General features: G+C 74.0%; 15 protein-coding genes and 5 tRNA genes. 12 read left to right on the top strand and 8 right to left on the bottom strand.

Annotated elements, in window-relative coordinates; translation table 11 throughout:
- Positions 1–151: 151 nt before the first annotated feature.
- The 3 genes from cobT to ACPT94_RS38800 all read left to right on the top strand — a co-directional run bounded on the left by cobT (position 152) and on the right by ACPT94_RS38800 (position 6,842).
- Positions 152–4,480: a nicotinate-nucleotide--dimethylbenzimidazole phosphoribosyltransferase gene (cobT, locus tag ACPT94_RS38810; RefSeq protein WP_425247950.1), complete on the top strand. Its 4,329-nt coding sequence runs from the start codon at positions 152–154 to the stop codon at positions 4,478–4,480.
- Positions 4,481–4,726: 246 nt separating this feature from the next.
- Positions 4,727–5,959: a uroporphyrinogen-III C-methyltransferase gene (gene cobA / locus ACPT94_RS38805; RefSeq protein WP_425247949.1), complete on the top strand. Its 1,233-nt coding sequence runs from the start codon at positions 4,727–4,729 to the stop codon at positions 5,957–5,959.
- Between the two features lie 64 nt (positions 5,960–6,023).
- On the top strand, positions 6,024–6,842 hold the full coding sequence (locus ACPT94_RS38800) for a TrmH family RNA methyltransferase (protein ID WP_360349835.1): 819 nt from the start codon (positions 6,024–6,026) through the stop codon (positions 6,840–6,842).
- A 49-nt stretch (positions 6,843–6,891) separates the two neighbouring features.
- Here the strand turns inward: ACPT94_RS38800 and ACPT94_RS38795 are convergent, their stop codons facing one another.
- On the bottom strand, positions 6,892–8,295 hold the full coding sequence (locus ACPT94_RS38795) for a serine/threonine-protein kinase (protein ID WP_425247960.1): 1,404 nt from the start codon (positions 8,293–8,295) through the stop codon (positions 6,892–6,894).
- Positions 8,296–8,491: 196 nt separating this feature from the next.
- On the opposite strand from ACPT94_RS38795, the gene ACPT94_RS38790 reads away from it, so the two are divergent.
- The 4 genes from ACPT94_RS38790 (at position 8,492) to ACPT94_RS38775 (ending at position 11,455) form a co-directional block, all read left to right on the top strand.
- Positions 8,492–8,767 (top strand): DUF8836 family protein, encoded by a 276-nt coding sequence (locus ACPT94_RS38790; protein WP_360349832.1) that lies wholly within the window; start codon positions 8,492–8,494, stop codon positions 8,765–8,767.
- 199 nt (positions 8,768–8,966) lie between these two features.
- Positions 8,967–9,161, top strand: a complete 195-nt coding sequence (locus ACPT94_RS38785; protein ID WP_360349829.1) for a hypothetical protein — start codon at positions 8,967–8,969, stop codon at positions 9,159–9,161.
- A 986-nt stretch (positions 9,162–10,147) separates the two neighbouring features.
- Positions 10,148–11,086: a phosphotransferase family protein gene (locus ACPT94_RS38780; RefSeq protein ID WP_360349826.1), complete on the top strand. Its 939-nt coding sequence runs from the start codon at positions 10,148–10,150 to the stop codon at positions 11,084–11,086.
- Positions 11,087–11,167: 81 nt separating this feature from the next.
- Complete coding sequence (locus ACPT94_RS38775) at positions 11,168–11,455, top strand: TFIIB-type zinc ribbon-containing protein (protein WP_360349823.1); 288 nt, start codon at positions 11,168–11,170, stop codon at positions 11,453–11,455.
- A 53-nt stretch (positions 11,456–11,508) separates the two neighbouring features.
- Here ACPT94_RS38775 and ACPT94_RS38770 read toward each other — a convergent pair.
- The 5 genes from ACPT94_RS38770 to ACPT94_RS38750 all read right to left on the bottom strand — a co-directional run bounded on the left by ACPT94_RS38770 (position 11,509) and on the right by ACPT94_RS38750 (position 11,964).
- A tRNA-Val gene (locus ACPT94_RS38770) sits at positions 11,509–11,580 on the bottom strand.
- Between the two features lie 34 nt (positions 11,581–11,614).
- Positions 11,615–11,686, bottom strand: a tRNA-Val gene (locus ACPT94_RS38765).
- A 20-nt stretch (positions 11,687–11,706) separates the two neighbouring features.
- Positions 11,707–11,778 (bottom strand) — tRNA-Val (locus tag ACPT94_RS38760).
- A 1-nt stretch (position 11,779) separates the two neighbouring features.
- Positions 11,780–11,853, bottom strand: a tRNA-Cys gene (locus ACPT94_RS38755).
- A 38-nt stretch (positions 11,854–11,891) separates the two neighbouring features.
- Positions 11,892–11,964 (bottom strand) — tRNA-Gly (locus ACPT94_RS38750).
- 177 nt (positions 11,965–12,141) lie between these two features.
- On the opposite strand from ACPT94_RS38750, the gene ACPT94_RS38745 reads away from it, so the two are divergent.
- The 3 genes from ACPT94_RS38745 to ACPT94_RS38735 all read left to right on the top strand — a co-directional run bounded on the left by ACPT94_RS38745 (position 12,142) and on the right by ACPT94_RS38735 (position 14,987).
- Positions 12,142–13,227 carry a chorismate-binding protein gene (locus ACPT94_RS38745; RefSeq protein ID WP_360349820.1) on the top strand — a complete coding sequence of 362 codons (1,086 nt, stop codon included), beginning with the start codon at positions 12,142–12,144 and terminating at the stop codon, positions 13,225–13,227.
- Between the two features lie 35 nt (positions 13,228–13,262).
- A complete protein-coding gene (locus ACPT94_RS38740) occupies positions 13,263–14,084 on the top strand; it encodes an aminotransferase class IV (RefSeq protein ID WP_360349818.1) in 822 nt (273 codons plus the stop codon).
- Between the two features lie 75 nt (positions 14,085–14,159).
- Entirely contained in the window at positions 14,160–14,987 is an 828-nt protein-coding gene (locus ACPT94_RS38735; protein WP_360349912.1) for a GNAT family N-acetyltransferase, read from the top strand.
- 13 nt (positions 14,988–15,000) lie between these two features.
- Here the strand turns inward: ACPT94_RS38735 and ACPT94_RS38730 are convergent, their stop codons facing one another.
- The gene (locus ACPT94_RS38730; RefSeq protein ID WP_360349815.1) at positions 15,001–15,543 is read right to left on the bottom strand and encodes a DsbA family protein; all 543 of its coding nucleotides are present in this window, start codon (positions 15,541–15,543) and stop codon (positions 15,001–15,003) included.
- A gap of 231 nt (positions 15,544–15,774) precedes the next feature.
- Here ACPT94_RS38730 and ACPT94_RS38725 point away from each other — a divergent pair, with 231 nt between their 5' ends.
- Both ACPT94_RS38725 and ACPT94_RS38720 read left to right on the top strand, forming a co-directional pair.
- On the top strand, positions 15,775–16,218 hold the full coding sequence (locus ACPT94_RS38725; protein WP_360349812.1) for a hypothetical protein: 444 nt from the start codon (positions 15,775–15,777) through the stop codon (positions 16,216–16,218).
- A gap of 223 nt (positions 16,219–16,441) precedes the next feature.
- Positions 16,442–16,630: a hypothetical protein gene (locus ACPT94_RS38720; RefSeq protein ID WP_360349924.1), complete on the top strand. Its 189-nt coding sequence runs from the start codon at positions 16,442–16,444 to the stop codon at positions 16,628–16,630.
- A gap of 94 nt (positions 16,631–16,724) precedes the next feature.
- Here the strand turns inward: ACPT94_RS38720 and ACPT94_RS38715 are convergent, their stop codons facing one another.
- A complete protein-coding gene (locus ACPT94_RS38715; protein WP_360349809.1) occupies positions 16,725–17,285 on the bottom strand; it encodes a CGNR zinc finger domain-containing protein in 561 nt (186 codons plus the stop codon).
- Positions 17,286–17,443: the final 158 nt, after the last annotated feature.

Raw genomic sequence — 17,443 nt, 5'->3', positions numbered from 1 at the left:
GCGACAATGCCACTGAATGGCTTTGTCGTCTTTTTTGGGCGGGTCGTTCGTGCCGCAGGGCGCGGACGCTCGTTCTTCACTACGGGGCGGTCGGTGCGCCGTTCCGGGTGAGTTGGTCGTAGGAGCACTAACCGATGGGCGAGGGGTACGCATGACTGACACCGGCCAGGTCCCGGGCGAGGGGCTGCCGGAGAACGCAGGCATGGTGGAGCAGCCGGGCGTACCCGCGCCCGGGGCGTACACCTACCTCTCCGAGACCACCGCCGAGGACGAAGACCTGTTGCTGCTGCCGGGTGCCCAGAGCGCCTGGGGCAACGAGGTGGCGCCGCCCGCGCCGGAACCGGTGGTCGAGGCCGTGCACGAACCGGGCCCGCACGAGACGGCCGGCCGGGACAGCGGCTCGGTCGACCTCAGCGCCGTCCGTCTGCCCGGGCCGACCGCGCCGACGACGCCGATCCCGCCGATCACACCGCGCCGCCCCCTGCACCTGGGCCCGCCCATCCCCGACACCTCCGCCAGCCCGGTCCGCTCCCTCGCCGACCGCGGCCCCGCCGGAGCGCCGGTACGCAACCCCGGTCCGCCCACGTCCGGCCCGGAGTACCTCGACGTTCCGCCGCAGCATCAGATGCCCCCGCAGGGCGCGGCCCCCTGGGGCGCCCAGGCCGTGGTCCAGACGCCGGTCGCCTCCGGGGCGGCGGCTGCGGAAACGGTTGTTCCGGCAGCTCAGCAGCAGCCCGAGCCGGTGGGCGTGGCCCAGGCCGTCGTGGCCCGCGTGGCGACGGAGGCGATCGCGGCCACGGCTGCCCCGCAGGGCGAGGAAAACGGACACGCAGGCGCGGCGCCGCAGGCCGCGTACGCCGGCGGGGCCGCGCGGGCCGCGGGTGCGGACGCGCCGCAGAGCACGGCGGGAGGCGCGGCGCCCGCGGAGGCGGCGCCGAGTGCGCCGGCCGCGGAGCCGGTTGCCGTCGCCGTGTCCGGTCCCGGCCCCGACCAGGTGTCCGAGCCCGCCGTCGCGCCGGCCGTGGGCGGGCCTGCGGGCGCGGTGCCGGTGCCCGCGCCCGAAACCGAGGGCGCGCAAGCGGACGAGGCCGCCGTGGTCCCCGAGGCCGCCCAGGAGACGCAGCCGGTCGCCGCTGAGGCCGCGCCCGCGGCGAACTCCCCTGACGCGGCTCAGGTTTCCGACGGCGGAGAGGCTCCCACAGCGCCCGCCGCCGAAGCCGCCGAAGCCGCCGAAGCCGCCGAAGCTCCCGCGACGCCCGCGTCGGCCCCGGCCGACGAGGCACCCGGGGCCGAGGCGGCTCAGGCTCCCGAGGCACCCTTGCCGGCCTCCGCTCCCGAGGCACCGGCTCCCGATGTGGCGCCCGCTGCCGAGGCCCCCGTGCCCGGCGCCGTCGCCGAGGCGCCGGCCCCTGGTGCGGCGCCCGCTGCCGAGGCCCCTGTGCCCGGAACCGTCCCCGAGGCCACCTCCCCTGACACGGCGACCGTTCCCGAGGCCCCCGCGCCCGGCGCGGCTTCCGAGGCACCCGCACCCGACGTGGCCCACGCCCCCGGAACCCCTGTGCCCGGAGCCGTCGCCGAGGCGCCCGTTCCCGATGCGGCGCCCGCTCCCGAAGCGCCTGTGGCCGCAGCCGCCCCCGAGGCAGCCGCCCCCGACGCGGCCCACACCCCCGAGGTCTCCAAGCCCGGCGTCGCCGCCGAGGCTCCCGCTCCCGACGCCGCGCAGGCACCGGATTCCGCTCCCGCGCTCGACCCGGCTCAGGCCGCCGAGGCGGCAGCGCCCGCGACCGTCCACGCGCCGGAGTCGGTCGTCGCCGCTCCCGAGTCAGTGCCCGCCGCTCCCGAGCCGGTCGCTCCCGCCCAGGACACGGACGCCGTCGTCCCCGAAGCGGCCGCCGTCCCCGCCCCGGAAGCGCCCGCCCAGGGCTCCGTCGTCGAGGCGAGCGCCGAGCCCGCCGTACCCGCTGCCTCCGAGGCTCCCCACCTCGCGGACGCCTCCCTGGCTCCTGCCGAGGGCAACCCCGCCGAGCCGGCCCTTCAGCAGGCCGAGGCCGAGCAGGTCCCCCAGGAGCAGTCCGCGGCGGAACTGCCCGTCGAGCCGGCGCCGGAGGGCCACCCGGCCCCGGACGCGCAGCCGGACCAGCAGGTGGACTCCCCGGACGCGCCCTCCGCGCCCGCCCACATCGCGGACCCGGCGTCTCACTTCCCGGATGCGCCCGCCGTCCCGGTGACGGCCGATGCGGAGACCGCGCAGGAGCCCGTGCCCGCCACCGAGCCCGCACCCGCCACCGAGCCCGCACCCGCCCCCACCCCCACAGCCGCCACCGACTCCGCGCCTGCCGGCGCCACCGACCCCGCCCCCACCGCGGACGCCACCCCCGCCGAGCCCCAACCGGAGGCTCCCCTGGGCCGGTTCGTGCCGGTGGAGGGCACGGTGCCCACCACTCCGCACCTCGCTCCCACCCCACCGCACCCCCTCGTGCTCCCGGACGGGCCGCAGGCACCGGAATCGCAGGCAGCCGAGTCGCAGACCCCTGAGGTACAGGCCGAGGCCCCTGTCGCCCCGGCGGCCGAGCCCCCCGCCCCGACGGTGCCCGCCCCCCGCGAAGGCGAGGCCCCGGTCACGGCCGCGCCGGAAGCGCTGCCCGAGCCCGACCCGAACGTCGCACAGAGCCCGGAGGACCTGGACACCAGGGCCGCCGACCAGGAAGAGAGCACGGCCCCGGTGGAAGAAGTACGACAGCCCACCGGCCCCGCCGCGCCCGGCTACGACGACGCCGAGCGCGAGGCCGTTCTGAAGGTCATGCGCGAGCGCCGCGACATCCGCAACGGCTTCCGCAGCGACCCGATCCCGCACGAGGTGCTGCTGCGCGTCCTGGAAGCCGCCCACACCGCGCCCTCCGTCGGCCACTCGCAGCCCTGGGACTTCGTCGTCATCCGCTCCGCCGAGACCCGCAGCGCGATGCACGAACTGGCGATGCGTCAGCGCGACGCGTACGCGAAGTCGCTGCCCAAGGGCCGGGCGAAGCAGTTCAAGGAACTGAAGATCGAGGCCATTCTCGAGACCCCGGTGAACATCGTCGTCACCGCCGACCCGACCCGCGGCGGCCGCCACACCCTGGGCCGCCACACCCAGCCCCAGATGGCACCGTACTCCGCCGCGCTCGCCGTCGAGAACCTCTGGCTCGCCGCCCGCGCCGAGGGCCTCGGCGTCGGCTGGGTCAGCTTCTTCGACGAGCGCGAGATGGTCCGCGCCCTCGGCCTGCCCGAGCACCTCGAGGTCATCGCCTACCTGTGCGTGGGCTACGTCGACGAGTTCCCGGACGAGCCCGAGCTGATGCAGGCCGGCTGGGCCAAGCGCCGCCCCCTGTCATGGGTCGTCCACGAGGAGACGTACGGCCGCCGCGCGCTGCCGGGCGAGGACCCGCACGACCTGCTCGCCGAGACGGTCGCCAGTGTCCGCCCGCTGGACGCCAAGGCGCTCGGCGAGGCCTGGGAACGCCAGAAGCGCATGACGAAGCCGGCCGGCGCGCTCGGCATGCTGGAGATCATCTCCGCCCAGCTGTCCGGCCTGTCCCGGCAGTGCCCGCCGCCCATCCCGGAGCCCGCGGCCGTCGCGATCTTCGCCGGCGACCACGGAGTCCACGCCCAGGGCGTCACCCCCTGGCCGCAGGAGGTGACGGCCCAGATGGTCGCCAACTTCCTGGGCGGGGGAGCGGTCTGCAACGCCTTCGCGGCCCAGGTGGGCGCCGAGGTCTGCGTGGTCGACGTCGGCGTCGCCGCCGACCTCCCGGCAACGCCCGGCCTGCTGCCCCGCAAGATCCGCGCGGGCACGTCGGACATGACCACCGGCCCCGCGATGACCCGCGAGGAGGCCAAGCAGGCCATCGAGGTGGGCATCGAGACCGCCCGCGACCTGGTGGCGGCCGGCAACAAGGCGCTGCTCACCGGCGAGATGGGCATCGCCAACACCACGGCGTCCGCCGCCCTCATCTCCGTCTTCACGGGCGCCGATCCGGCCGAGGTCACCGGCCGCGGCACCGGCATCAACGACGAGACGCTCGCCCGCAAGACCGAGGTCGTCCGCCGCGCCCTCGAACTCCACCAGCCGGACCCGGCCGACCCCATCGGCGTCCTCGCCGCGATCGGCGGCTTCGAACACGCCGCGATGGTCGGCCTCCTCCTGGGCGGCGCCTCCCTGCGGACGCCGGTGATCCTGGACGGCGTCAGCGCCGGCGCCGCCGCGCTGGTCGCCCGCGCCATCGCCCCCGAGGTCCTCGCGGCCTGCATCGCGGGCCACCGCAGCGCGGAACCCGGCCACGTGGCCGCCCTGAACAAGCTGGGCCTGCGCCCGCTCGTCGACCTGGACCTGCGCCTCGGCGAGGGCACCGGCGCCCTGCTCGCACTCCCCTTGGTCCAGAGCACGGCACGGGCGATGCACGAGGTGGCGACGTTCGACTCGGCGGGGGTCACGGAGAAGTAGGGCGAGGGTGTAGTGCGGGGCCGGGCGACCGACGGTTGCCCGGCGGCCGACCGTGGTTGTGGGCAGTCGTTCCGCTGGAATCCCCCAGGCACTCGAGGCCTGGGGGAGGAACGGGCTGGGCACAACCACCCAACCCCCTCACCCGGCCACGCTGCCCAGCCACCGGACACCTCAGCCGCCAAAACCCCGCACCCTTAAAATCTGCACGTCAGGGCCACCGCCAAGCCCCGGAGGAGCCGCACCCTCATGGCCGAACACCCCGCCTACCCCGTAGGCCTCCGCCTCACCGGCCGCAGGGTCGTCGTCCTCGGCGGCGGCCAGGTGGCCCAGCGTCGCCTGCCCGCACTGATCGCGGCCGGCGCGGACATCCACCTCGTGTCACCCGAAGCGACCCCGTCCGTCGAAGCCATGGCGGACGCCGGCGAGATCACCTGGCACCGGCGCCCCTACGCCGAGGGCGACCTCACCGACGCCTGGTACGCCCTGATCGCCACCAGCGACGCCGACGCGAACACCCGAGCCTCGGCCGAGGCGGAGACCCACCGCGTGTGGTGCGTCCGCTCCGACGACGCCGACCGGGCCACCGCCTGGACCCCGGCCACCGGCACGAGCGAGGGCGTGACCGTCGCCGTCCTCACCACCGACGCCAAGGGCCGCGACCCCCGCCACACCGCCGCCATCCGCGACGCGGTGGTCGAGGGCCTGCGCGACGGCACCCTGGTGGCGCCCCACCACCGCACCCGCACCGCCGGCGTCGCCCTGGTCGGCGGCGGCCCCGGGGACCCGGACCTGATCACGGTCCGCGGCCGCCGCCTCCTCGCCGAGGCGGACGTCGTCATCGCCGACCGCCTCGGCCCGCGCGACCTCCTCGCCGAGCTCCCGCCGCACGTCGAGGTCATCGACGCGGCGAAGATCCCGTACGGCCGGTACATGGCCCAGGAGGCCATCAACAACGCGCTGATCGAGCACGCCAAGCAGGGCAAGTCCGTCGTCCGCCTCAAGGGCGGGGACCCGTACGTCTTCGGGCGCGGCATGGAGGAGCTCCAGGCGCTCGCCGAGGCGGGCATCCCCTGCACGGTCGTGCCGGGCATCTCCAGCTCGATCTCGGTGCCGGGCGCGGTCGGCATCCCGGTCACCCACCGCGGCGTCGCCCATGAGTTCACGGTGGTCAGCGGCCATGTCGCCCCCGACGACGAGCGCTCCCTGGTGGACTGGCCGTCCCTGGCGAAGCTGACCGGCACGCTGGTGATCCTGATGGGCGTCGACAAGATCGGCAGGATCGCCGAGACCCTGGTCGCGCACGGGAAGCCCGCCGACACCCCCGTCGCCCTGGTCCAGGAGGGCACGACGGCAGCACAGCGCCGCGTCGACGCGACCCTCGAGACGGTCGCCGAGACGGTCCGCACGCAGGAGGTCAGGCCGCCGGCGGTCGTCGTCATCGGCGAGGTCGTCACCGTCGGCCCGCGGACGTCGGCGTAACCCCGGGTAACAGAACCCGTACCGAGCCGTTGGCACCACACCCAGGACAAGGCAGTATCACCCTGTGGCCGATCTCATCACCGTTGAGGACCCCGCCGATCCGCGCCTGCGCGACTACACCGGCCTGACCGACGTCGAGCTGCGCCGCAAGCGCGAGCCCGCCGAGGGCCTGTTCATCGCCGAGGGCGAGAAGGTCATCAGAAGGGCCAAGGAAGCCGGCTACGAGATGCGGTCGATGCTGCTCTCCGCCAAGTGGGTCGACGTCATGCGCGACGTCATCGACGAGCTCCCGGCCCCGGTGTACGCCGTCAGCCCGGAGCTCGCCGAACGCGTCACCGGCTACCACGTCCACCGCGGCGCCCTCGCCTCCATGCAGCGCAAGCCGCTGCCGACGGCCGCCGAGCTCCTGCGCACGGCCCGCCGGGTCGTGATCATGGAATCCGTCAACGACCACACGAACATCGGCGCGATCTTCCGTTCGGCCGCCGCCCTGGGCATGGACGCCGTCCTGCTCTCCCCGGACTGCGCCGACCCCCTCTACCGCCGCAGCGTGAAGGTCTCCATGGGCGCGGTCTTCTCCGTGCCGTACGCCCGCCTGGACACCTGGCCCAAGGGCCTGGACTCGGTCCGCGAGGCCGGCTTCACCCTCCTCGCCCTCACCCCGGACGAGAAGGCCCGCAGCCTGGACGAGGCGGCCCCCCACATGATGGACAGGGTCGCCCTCATGCTGGGCGCGGAGGGCGACGGCCTCTCCACCCAGGCCCTGGTCGCCGCCGACGAATGGGTCCGCATCCCCATGTCCCACGGCGTCGACTCCCTCAACGTGGGCGCGGCGGCAGCGGTCGCCTTCTACGCGGTGGCAACGGGCCGCCCGCAGGCTTAGGGCCTGTCCGGCGGATCATGCCGCAGACGCGGGGCCCGGCCCACGAGGGCTACCCGCCCAGGACGTCGCGCCGCTCCGGCCGTACGTCGTCCTGCGCCTGCGGCTGCTGTGGTACGACGCGGTCGTTGCCGCCTCCGAGCCCCCGGGCCGGCCCCTCGCAGCCCTGGACGAGGGCGATGCCGAGCGCCACGAGCAGCGTCACGACGACGAAGACGAACAGCCGCTGCCGCAGCAGCCGCGGATTGGCGGGCCGCCGTCCGGTCCCCGTGGACCTCGGCGCCGCACGGCCGGCCCCACTGCGGGGCGCCGGCCGGCTTCCGCTGCCGGAACGGGTGTTCCGTACGGCGGGGGTGTTCCGGGACGCGGGGGTGTTCCTGGACGCCGGGGTGGGCCGGGACCCGGACCGCGACGACGCACCCCCGCCACCACGCGAGGTGCTCCCGCCCCGCGACGGCGTCCCGCCCCGAGGCGGCACCGCCCCGCGCGAGGACGGCACCCCGCTCCGCGGCACCGGAGTGCCCGGCTGGCGCAGGGTCCGCTCGGGATGACCGGGTTCGGCCAGCCGGCCGGTCGGCCGGTCCGCCTCACCGGCCCGCGGCACGGGCGGGCGCGCGTCAGCCATGCCCTGGGCCTCACGGGCCGCGATCTCCTTGAGCCGCAGCGACAGATCGAGCGTGCTGGGCCGCTCCTCGGGATCCTTCGCCAGACACGCCTTGATCAGCGGAGCCAGAGCGTCCGGTACGCCGTGGAGCTGCGGCTCCTCGTGCACCACGCGGTACAGCATCACCTCGGAACTCCCGTGCCCGAAGGGCGAGTCGGCCGTCGAGGCGTACGCGAGCGTGGCGCCGAGCGAGAAGACGTCGGTGGCCGGCGTGACCGCCGCGCCGCGCACCTGCTCCGGCGCCAGGAAGCCCGGGGAACCGACCGCCGTACCGACGTGCGTCAGCGTCGAGGCCCCGGTCGCCCAGGCGATGCCGAAGTCGATGATCCGCGGGCCCTTGGGGGAGAGCAGGATGTTCGACGGCTTCAGGTCCCGGTGCACGACCCCCGCCTCGTGCACCGCCACGAGCCCCTCGGACAGCGCGGCCCCGATCGCCGCGAGCTCGGCGGCCCCGAGGGGCCCGTCGTCGACGACCTTGTCGTGCAGGGAGGGTCCGGGCACGTACTGCGTGGCGAACCACGGCCGGTCGGCGTCCAGATCCGCCGCGACCAGCCGAGCCGTACACCCACCCCTGATCCGCCGCGCCGCCGAGACCTCACGCGCGAACCGCGAGCGGAACTCCTGGTCCTCGGCCAGATCCGGCCGGATCACCTTCAGCGCGACCCGCTGCCCCTTCTTGTCGGAACCCAGATAGACGACGCCCATCCCGCCCGCGCCGAGCCGTCGGTGAAGCTTGAACGAGCCGACGACGCGCGGGTCCTCGCGCCTCAGGCGCATCATCGCCATGTTCATCCCCGCTGCCCGGTCCGTGTGACGTGGCACAGCTTACGTTTCCACGGCCGTTCGCGCGCAGAGGCCGCGCCCTCTCGGCCCGATCGATTGTCAGTGGCCGGTGGGAGAATTGAAGGGTGGTCAAGGGACCTGCGAACAGGCGTGCTTTGCCCGCCCTGTGATCGCAACCACCTGTCACAGAAGGGGGATTGAACCCGTGAAGGGTGACCGAGTGGAGATAGTCGTGGACGCCGGCGACACGACGCGGACGTATGAGGTGGTGGCCGGCAGGGCGGGCCGCCGCGTGGAGACGGCGGTACGCCGAGGGGTGGTGGAAGTGAGCGAAGTCACGCGTACCGGGGCTGTCGTCCGTACGGCCCGCTTCATGGCGAACCGTGTCCTCGCCCTGGTCGAGCAGCCGGTCCCCCGCGAGGACAACTCGGAAAAGCCGAGCCGTACCGGACGACCCCTCCGGGAAGACCCCGAGACCTAGGTCGCCGTCTCCACCCAGGGGAGTACTCCGCAGGTCATGGCTCATCCTCCGGGAGGCCCGGCAATCGGTACGAGGGCATGACGCCCGGCGAGGCCCCCGCGCCTAGATTTGAGGTCAAGCGGCGGGTGCAGCACTCGTCCCCCGAGGTCAGACACCCGCCGCTGCCAACGACAAACCGAGAACGGTCAGGAGAGGGACCATGGCCCACACGGCACCGCGGACACTGATCCGCCCGCAGGGACGCACCAAGCGTCCCCGCCGTCAGGGCCGTCGCCACCCCTTGGTGGCGACGCTCATGGCCCTCCCCCTGGCGGCCCTTCTCCTCCTCGTCTTCGACGGCTGGGAGACAGTGGCCACACAGGCGTCGTCCGTGGGCGTGATGCTGGGGCGCTGAGCGGCGCCCCAGGCCCGGAAGAGCGGTCCGGGCGGGGACATCCACCCATATGAAACCCCGTGGGGACGGGGGTGCGGCGGACGGCAAAAATGCCGGCGCAGCTGGGGAGCTGCGCCGGCATTGCTTTTCCCCAACTCCCAACCCCCGCCGCCCCCTCACCGCCCTAGGCCTGCCCCCCCAGCCGTGCGCGGCCGCCGACGGCCCGCACGCGTGGCCGACGGCACCTCGGTGCTCGGCCGTGCCCAACCCTCCCCGTGCAACCGCGACGGCCCCGTGCCCGATCGGCGGCGCTCTGGGCCGGCCGTACCGTCCCCGGCGTGCAGCGCGCCTCGCCGGGACGCCGGCCTGCCGGCCGCGGGTCCTCCTCGGCGCCCGGCCTGCCGTTCCTCCGCGCGCACCCGCGTGCAGCCGTGGGCCGCTGCGACGGCCCCGTGCCCGATCGGCGGCGCTCTGGGCCGGCCGTACCGTCCCCGGCGTGCAGCGCGCCTCGCCGGGGCGTCGGCCTGCCGGCCGCGGGTCCTCCTCGGCGCCCGGCTTGCCGTTCCTCCGCGCGCACCCGCGTGCAGCCGTGTGCCGCTGCGACGGTCCGCCGGTGGGGTCGCAGGCGCCCCCACCCGTCGCTGCGTCCACCGCGCGCAGCCGCGTGCAGCCGCGACGGTTCGCCTGTGGTGTCGCCGGCGACCCCACTCGTCGCTGCGTCCGCCTCGCGCGCAGCCATGCGCTCCCGGCACCCGGCCTGCCGTCGCTCCCGACGCAACCACGAGTCGCGGGACCACCCCTCCCGCAGGGTCACCGGCGTACTCGGCACCCGCCGTGTCGCCACACCTCGGGCACTCGTCCCGCCCGGGGCGGCCCGCCACCGAGGGCGCCACCCCGCCAGCGTCGGCCTGCGCGGCGCACCCGGCAGCGACCCCGCCCACCCGACACCCCCCGGCGAAGCCCACCTGCGTACCCTCGCCGACAGACCCGCAAGCCCAGGGAGCCCCGTGACCGTCACCCCCTTGCTAGCCGAGCTGACCTTCCGAGCTCGGGCCAAGGCGCACGAACGCACGTCGACCTGCCCCTGCGGCGCAGCCACCCTCGCCGATCGCCCCGACGCCACCGTCGTCCGCCACGCCGGCACCGTCGCCAAGGCCCACGCCCCGGACACCACCCCCGCCGACCTCGCCCCCCGCCTCACCGCTGCCGCCCACCTCACCGACGTCTTCCTCGCTCCGTTCACCCCGGCGCCCACCCCGCTCCACGGCCGGCTCGTCACCTTCTGGCCGTACGGCGCCCCGGTCGATCCGGACGATCCGGACGCCGCCCCCTGGGAAGCGGCCGGCACTCTGCTGGCCCGCCTTCACCGCACCCCCGCCCCTGCGATCCCCCTTCCCCCGATGCGCGGCCCCGCCAAGGCCGCCCACGCCGTGGCCCGCCTCCGCGAGGCCGGCCACCACCCCGCCGTGGCCCCCGTCCTGCAGGCCTGGAGCCGCCTCCCCGCCTGGGCCCGTGCCGAGGCCCCCATGCCCGACACCGGCACCCTCTGCCACGGCGACCTGCACCTGGGTCAGCTCGTTCGCCACCCCGCCCCCGACGGCCCCTGGCGTCTCATCGATGTCGACGACCTCGGCGTGGGCGTCCCGGCCTGGGACCTCGCCCGCCCCGCCGCCTGGTACGCCTGCGGCCTGCTCCCGCCCGACGAGTGGACCCGCTTCCTGACCGCCTACCGCGAGGCGCACGGCCCGGCCGTCCCCGCCGACGGCGACCCCTGGCCGGCCCTCGACGTCCCGGCCCGCGCCCTCACCGTCCAGACGGCGGCCCGCGCCGTGACCAAGGCGCTTGCGGGGAACCGGCCCTTGGACGAGGTCGAGGAGTGCCTCGTCGACGCCTGTGCGCGAATGCTGTCCCTACCTCCGCAGTTGGCGCCGAACTCCGCGAAGTAGGGTGCAACCGACCGCAGCCGGACAGAGTCTGTCCTGGCGATACCCGAAGCAGGACCGACCGGCGAGGAGTTGAGCCGAACCATGCAGTGTCCGAAGTGTCACGCCCCGATGCACACCTACAACCGCAACGGCGTCCAGATCGAGCAGTGCAGCAACTGCCGCGGGATCTTCCTCGACTACGGCGAGCTGGAGGCGCTGACCCGCCTGGAGTCCCAGTGGTCCCAGCCCGCCCCGCCGCCCCCGGCCGCCCCGCAGGCCTACCCGCCCGCCCCGCCGGCTCCCGCCTGGGGCGCCCCGCACGGCGGCCACGGCGGTCACTACGGCCACAACCGCCACAAGAGCTTCGGCCACATGCTCTTCTCCAGCTGAGTTCGCACAACGAGAAGCCCCCGGCCGCATCGACGGCCGGGGGCTCCGGTGTGTGGACGATACTGGGATTGAACCAGTGACCTCTTCCGTGTCAGGGAAGCGCTCTCCCGCTGAGCTAATCGTCCTCGGGACCACGACCCGCGGGTCGTGAGTACTGCGTGCGCGATACTGGGATTGAACCAGTGACCTCTTCCGTGTCAGGGAAGCGCTCTCCCGCTGAGCTAATCGCGCGGGAGGATCCGAAGATCCAGTGGACGATACTGGGATTGAACCAGTGACCTCTTCCGTGTCAGGGAAGCGCTCTCCCGCTGAGCTAATCGTCCTTGGAGGTGGAGACGGGATTTGAACCCGTGTAGACGGCTTTGCAGGCCGTTGCCTCGCCTCTCGGCCACTCCACCAGGAGTGTAGGGGACCGGGAAGATCCCTACGTCCTTCGAGCGGACGACGAGGCTCGAACTCGCGACCTCAACCTTGGCAAGGTTGCGCTCTACCAACTGAGCTACGTCCGCCTGTCGTTTCGGTCGGCTTCCGCGTCCCGGCGACGTGTTGAACTCTAGCGGATTCCTGGGCCAGTACAAAAACGCGTTTGCGCAGCGTGCTGCGCTGCGTTCCCCCGAGGACCTGCCCAGGCCCCCTCCGGGACACGCCCGGGCCACCCCGGAGACACCCGCCCTAGACTCGACAGCGTGCTCGACCTCCCTCCTCTCGCCCGCTTCGGCGGCCGCGTCGCCACCGGCCTCCTCGACGTCACCGACGATCCCGCGGCCCTGGACTCCACCGGTTTCTGGGCCGTCTGCGCCGACTTCGAGGGCCGTCTGGCCTGCGCCCGCTTCGCGGACGTACGCGTGGAGCCCGTGCCGGCGCCCGTGCCGGGGGAGTGGCGGGGGCCCGCCGCCGGTGACTGGACGTCCTCCCTCGACCGCGCCGCGTACACGGCAGGCGTCCGCCGCATACGCGAGCACATCGCGGCCGGCGAGGTCTACCAGGCGAACCTCTGCCGTGTGCTGTCCGCGCCCGTCCCGCCCGGGGCCGACGTGGACGCGCTGACCGCGCTGCTGGCCCGCGGCAACCCGGCACCGTATGCGGGAACGATCCGCCTGCCCGGACACGGCGTGGAGATCGCCACCGCGTCGCCCGAGCTGTTCCTGCGCCGCGACGGGCGGATCGTCGAGTCCGGGCCGATCAAGGGAACCGGGCGGACCGAGGCGGACCTCCTCGACAAGGACTACGCCGAGAACGTGATGATCGTGGACCTCGTCCGCAACGACATCGGGCGGGTCTGCGCCACCGGCAGCGTCACCGTCCCCGACCTGTGCGCGGTGGAGAAGCACCCGGGCCTGGTCCACCTCGTGTCGACCGTCCGCGGTGAGCTGCGCGAGGGCGCGGGCTGGCCGGAACTGCTCGACGCGGCCTTCCCGCCCGGTTCGGTCACCGGCGCGCCCAAGTCGAGCGCCCTGAGGATCATCGACGCCCTGGAGACCGCGCCCCGGGGCCCGTACTGCGGTGGCATCGGCTGGGTCGACGCCGACCGCGGCACCGGCGAGCTGGCCGTGGGCATCCGCACCTTCTGGATCGACCGCGCCGAGGGAGTGCTCCGCTTCGGCACCGGCGCCGGCATCACCTGGGGCTCGGACCCCGAGGCGGAGTGGCGGGAGACCGAGCTGAAGGCGGCCCGGCTGCTCACGGTAGCGTCGGGGACGTACGAGGTGAGTGGAGAGGGACTGACGTTCTGCGCCGACCCGGGGGCCGACCCCCGGCTCCCCGGCCGATGACAGATGCCCGGTACATCCTTGCGAGGTAGAGACCAGTGAAGCTTTGGCTCGACGGCGGGCTGCAGGACATCGAGTCCGCCCGCGTCTCCGTCTTCGACCACGGGCTCACCGTGGGCGACGGCATCTTCGAGACCGTGAAGACGGTGGACGGCAGGCCGTTCGCGCTGACCCGCCACCTCGACCGCCTCACCCTCTCGGCACGCGGCCTCGGCCTGCCCGACCCCGACCACGACGAGGTCCGCCGCGCCTGCGCCGCCGTCATCGAGGCCAACCCGATGCCGCTCGGTCGCCTCCGCATCACCTACACCGGAGGCCACGGCCCCCTGGGCTCCGACCGCGGCGATCACGGCCCGACCCTCGTCGTCGCCCTCGGCGAGACCAGCCGCCGTCCCGACTCCACGGCCGTGATCACGGTCCCCTGGACCCGCAACGAGCGCGGCGCGCTCACCGGTCTGAAGACCACGTCGTACGCCGAGAACGTCGTCGCGCTGGCCCGCGCCCACGAACACGGAGCCTCCGAGGCTCTGTTCGGCAACACCGTCGGGCAGCTCTGCGAGGGCACGGGGTCGAACGTCTTCGTCGTCCTCGACGGCGAGATCCACACCCCGCCGCTCGCCTCCGGCTGCCTCGCGGGCATCACGCGCGCGTTGACCGTCGAGTGGACCGGCGCCAAGGAGACCGATCTGCCGCTGGAGGTGCTCCAGCGGGCCGAGGAGGTCTTCCTGACCTCCAGCCTGCGGGACGTCCAGGCCGTGCACCGCGTCGACGACCGCGAACTGCCGGGCCGGGCCGGACCCGTGACCGCCAAGGCCATGCGGATCTTCGACGAACGCTCCGGCGACGACCTCGACCCCTAGGGATCTCGCCCCGGGAGACCGTGAAGGGACCGGGAAAATGGGCTGACTTCGGCTCGTACGGCGGGTAGAAACCCCCTGATGACCACGACCCTGCGGCCGACCGAGCCGCTCCAGCGCGCCACCGACGGGGCTCTGTCCCGCCATTTCCGGGTGTGTGTGAACAGCCGGCCCGTCGGAGCGGTCCGCCTCTTCACCGATCCCGCCTTCGGGACAGCCGTCGCCCACATAGACGGCCTGCACATCGAGGAGCCGGACCGCGGCCGTGGCCGGGGCACGGTGGCCGCGCTCGCCGCCGAGGAGGTGGCCCGGGGCTGGGGCTGCCGGCAGGTCGAGATCAGAGTGCCGAGCGACTCCGCGGCCGCACTGCGCCTCGCCACGGCGCTCGGTTACGTCCATCGCAACCGCGGCATGAAGAAGCAGCTCGGCGCCGCCGCGCCCGCACTGCCCGAGGGCAGCAGGGCCCGGCCCATGACGGAGGCCGAGTACGGCCCGTGGCGCGAGCACGGCATCGTGGAGTTCGCGCAGGACTGGATCGACCGGGGCGTGCCCGAGGCCCTGGCACGGGCCAAGTCCCAGCGGGACCACACGCGGTCGCTGCCGCGGGGCCTGGCGACGGAGAACACCCGGATCAGCGTCCTCGAACACGAGGGCACCCCGGTCGGTGACCTGTGGCTCGTCTTCACCGACGAGCAGGCGTTCATCTACAACATCGAGGTCCATGAGGAACATCGCGGACGGGGACACGGCCGATCCCTGATGCTGCTGGCCGAAACTCAGACGCTGGCCGCCGGCAGGAGGGTGCTCGGCCTCAACGTCTTCGCGGGCAACACACCTGCCGAGCGGCTGTACGAGTCACTGGGGTACGCGACCGTGGGCTACTCGATGTACAAGAACCTGCTCTGAGGTCCGGGCTCACTCACCCCGCCTCGGCCAGCAGCCGGTCGGCGATCTCCTCGATGCGCTCGCGCAGCCCCTCCTGGCTCTTGCCGCCGTCCAGGCGTTCGCCGCCGATGACGTACGTCGGGGTACCGGTGACGCCGATCGCCTTGCCCTCGGCCTGGTCGGCGTCCACGATCAGGATGTGCCGTCCGTCGATGAGCGCGGTGTCGAACTCCTCGGCGTCGAGCCCGAGTTCACCGGCGACCTCGACCAGGAAGGGTTCTCCCGCACGGTCCAGCTGCTCGACCCGGCCGAGCACGGCCTCGACGTACTCCCAGCCCCGCCCCTGCTCCAGGGCCTCCTCGGCGGCCTGCGCGGCGGCGAAGGCGTGCTTGTGCTTCTCCAGCGGGAAGTGCCGCAGCCGCAGCTCCAGCCGGTCGCCGTAGCGCTCCCGCAGGGCGCGCAGGTCGTCGAGGGCGCCGCGGCAGTCCGGGCACTGCAGCTCGCACCAGACGTCGAGGACGACGGCGGAAGGGGCGGGTGCGGGCGCCGGGGCGGAGGCGGGGGAGGAGTCGCTCATGCCATCAGTCTCCCAGCCCGTGGCCCGCCGCCCCAATCCGGACCGCCCGCTCCGCCGGTACGACGCCGACCGGCACCTGCGGAGGAGACGACCCGGAGATGTCCCTGATGTCCGCTCGGGGCATGGCCCGGGAGCACCGCACAGGTGCAGGATGGAAGGGACGAAGCGCTGCCGTGCCGTGGCGCCGAGTCGCGCCGTCCCTGTCCGTGTGTGCCGTGTCTGGAGGACCGGATGATTGCCGAGACCGTCTGTTCCGCCGTCGCCGCGGCCGGCCTGGGCATCGCCGCGGTCACGGCCTACCGCAAGCGTTTCCTGACCGCCGCCCGTATCGCCGCCTACTCCCTCGTCCCGCTCGGTCTGGTGATGACGGGCGTCGTCGAGTGGGCCGCGGACACCGCCTTCAGCCCGACGGCTTGGGCGGGCTTCGGTGTGCTCGGCGCGGCCTGGGCCCTCTTCGCGACCACCCGCGCCGTGGAGCGCCGCCGTGGCGGCAGCCGCAAGGAGCGCAGGGCTGCGGCGCGGTCCGCGGAGACCGGGGCCGTGGCCCCCACCGCCTCGGCGCCCTCTCTGGGCCAGGGCTCCCGCCCGGCCTCCCGCCCCGCCGCCGCACCACGGGCGACCGCCACCGACGACTTCAGCGACATCGAGGCCATCCTCAAGAAGCACGGCATATGAAGCGGTGCCGTACCCGACAGGTACGGCACCCGTGGCGCCGCCACCCGTGAAACGGCCTGTCACCTCTGAAACGGCCCGCCACCCATGAAACGGCCCAGCGCAGGACGGTCGCCCCACAGCGGAAACGACACAGTCGAGCCGCGCACGCGCGGAAGTGATCACGGCTGGAAACCGACATCACGGAATTCGGCGAACACCCGCTCAATCCGGGCGTGTTGATCGCGTGGCGCGCGCCGCCTGCGTCATCATCGCCCGCGAGATGCTGGACACGACACAGAGCGAGGCCGCGCCACCTCAGGACGAGCCGCGCGGGTGCCTCTTCGCCCTTTCCCAGCCACCGCTGATGATCTTCCTGGCGGTGATCGGGTGTCTGCTGCTCATGGCTTCGCTGCACGATCTGCTGCTGCTGTGAGCCGTACCCGCGGTCCCCGGCGCCACCCGCCGGGGCCGCGTCGGCATCGACGGCCTCCCGCCGGCGGACGAGGCTCGGGCCGGCGAGGCCCGCCTCAGCCCGCCGCCTCCTTGCGGCGCGCCCGGTACGCGGCCACGTGGAGGCGGTTGCCGCAGGTGCGGCTGTCGCAGTACCGCCGGGAGCGATTGCGGGAGAGGTCGACGAAGGCACGGCGGCAGTCCGGGGCCTCGCAGCGCCGCAGCCGCTCCTGTTCCCCGGCCACCACGAAGAAGGCCAGCGCCATCCCGCAGTCGGCCGCCAGATGGTCGGCGACCGAGGCTCCGGGCGCGAAGTAGTGCACGTGCCAGTCGTAGCCGTCGTGATCGGTGAGCCGGGGGGTGGTGCCCGCGGCGGCGACCAGCTCGTTGATCAGCCCGGCCGCGGTACGGGCGTCCGGCGCCGCGAAGATCCCCGCGAACCGTCCGCGGATCTTGCGCACCGCCGACAGGTCGAACTCGGAGAGCACACCGACATCACTGATTTCGTGCTTTCGTACGAAATCCTTGAGGGCGGCGACGTCCGGCAGCGCGTCCGGGGTGGTGTCGTCCTCCGGTGCGGTGTTCACCAGATCCACCACGGCGTCGAGCGCACACCGGGTGTCGTGGGTGATCAGCACGTTTCGCTCCCTGGCCTGGGGGTCGGGCGGGCGCCCGCCGATGCTGGCCGATGGTAGCCGCACCGGGCCGTCGAGCCACGGGTGGCCGAGCCCGGGGCTGCGGGCAGGACAACGCCGGCGCCGGGGGGGGGCGGGGGGGGGGGCGGGGGAGGGGCCGG

Source organism: Streptomyces aurantiaciflavus, from assembly GCF_049808595.1.
Taxonomy (GTDB): Bacteria; Actinomycetota; Actinomycetes; order Streptomycetales; family Streptomycetaceae; genus Streptomyces.
This window is presented reverse-complemented; position numbering and strand designations above follow the sequence as displayed.

Bases quoted from the DNA above. Each gene is read 5' to 3' on its own strand.
- cobA (WP_425247949.1), top strand. From the start codon at position 4,727: ATGGCCGAACACCCCGCCTACCCCGTAGGCCTCCGCCTCACCGGCCGC.
- cobT (WP_425247950.1), top strand. From the start codon at position 152: ATGACTGACACCGGCCAGGTCCCGGGCGAGGGGCTGCCGGAGAACGCA.
- ACPT94_RS38775 (WP_360349823.1), top strand. From the start codon at position 11,168: ATGCAGTGTCCGAAGTGTCACGCCCCGATGCACACCTACAACCGCAAC.
- ACPT94_RS38725 (WP_360349812.1), top strand. From the start codon at position 15,775: ATGATTGCCGAGACCGTCTGTTCCGCCGTCGCCGCGGCCGGCCTGGGC.
- ACPT94_RS38795 (WP_425247960.1), bottom strand. From the start codon at position 8,295: ATGAACATGGCGATGATGCGCCTGAGGCGCGAGGACCCGCGCGTCGTC.
- ACPT94_RS38730 (WP_360349815.1), bottom strand. From the start codon at position 15,543: ATGAGCGACTCCTCCCCCGCCTCCGCCCCGGCGCCCGCACCCGCCCCT.
- ACPT94_RS38785 (WP_360349829.1), top strand. From the start codon at position 8,967: ATGGCCCACACGGCACCGCGGACACTGATCCGCCCGCAGGGACGCACC.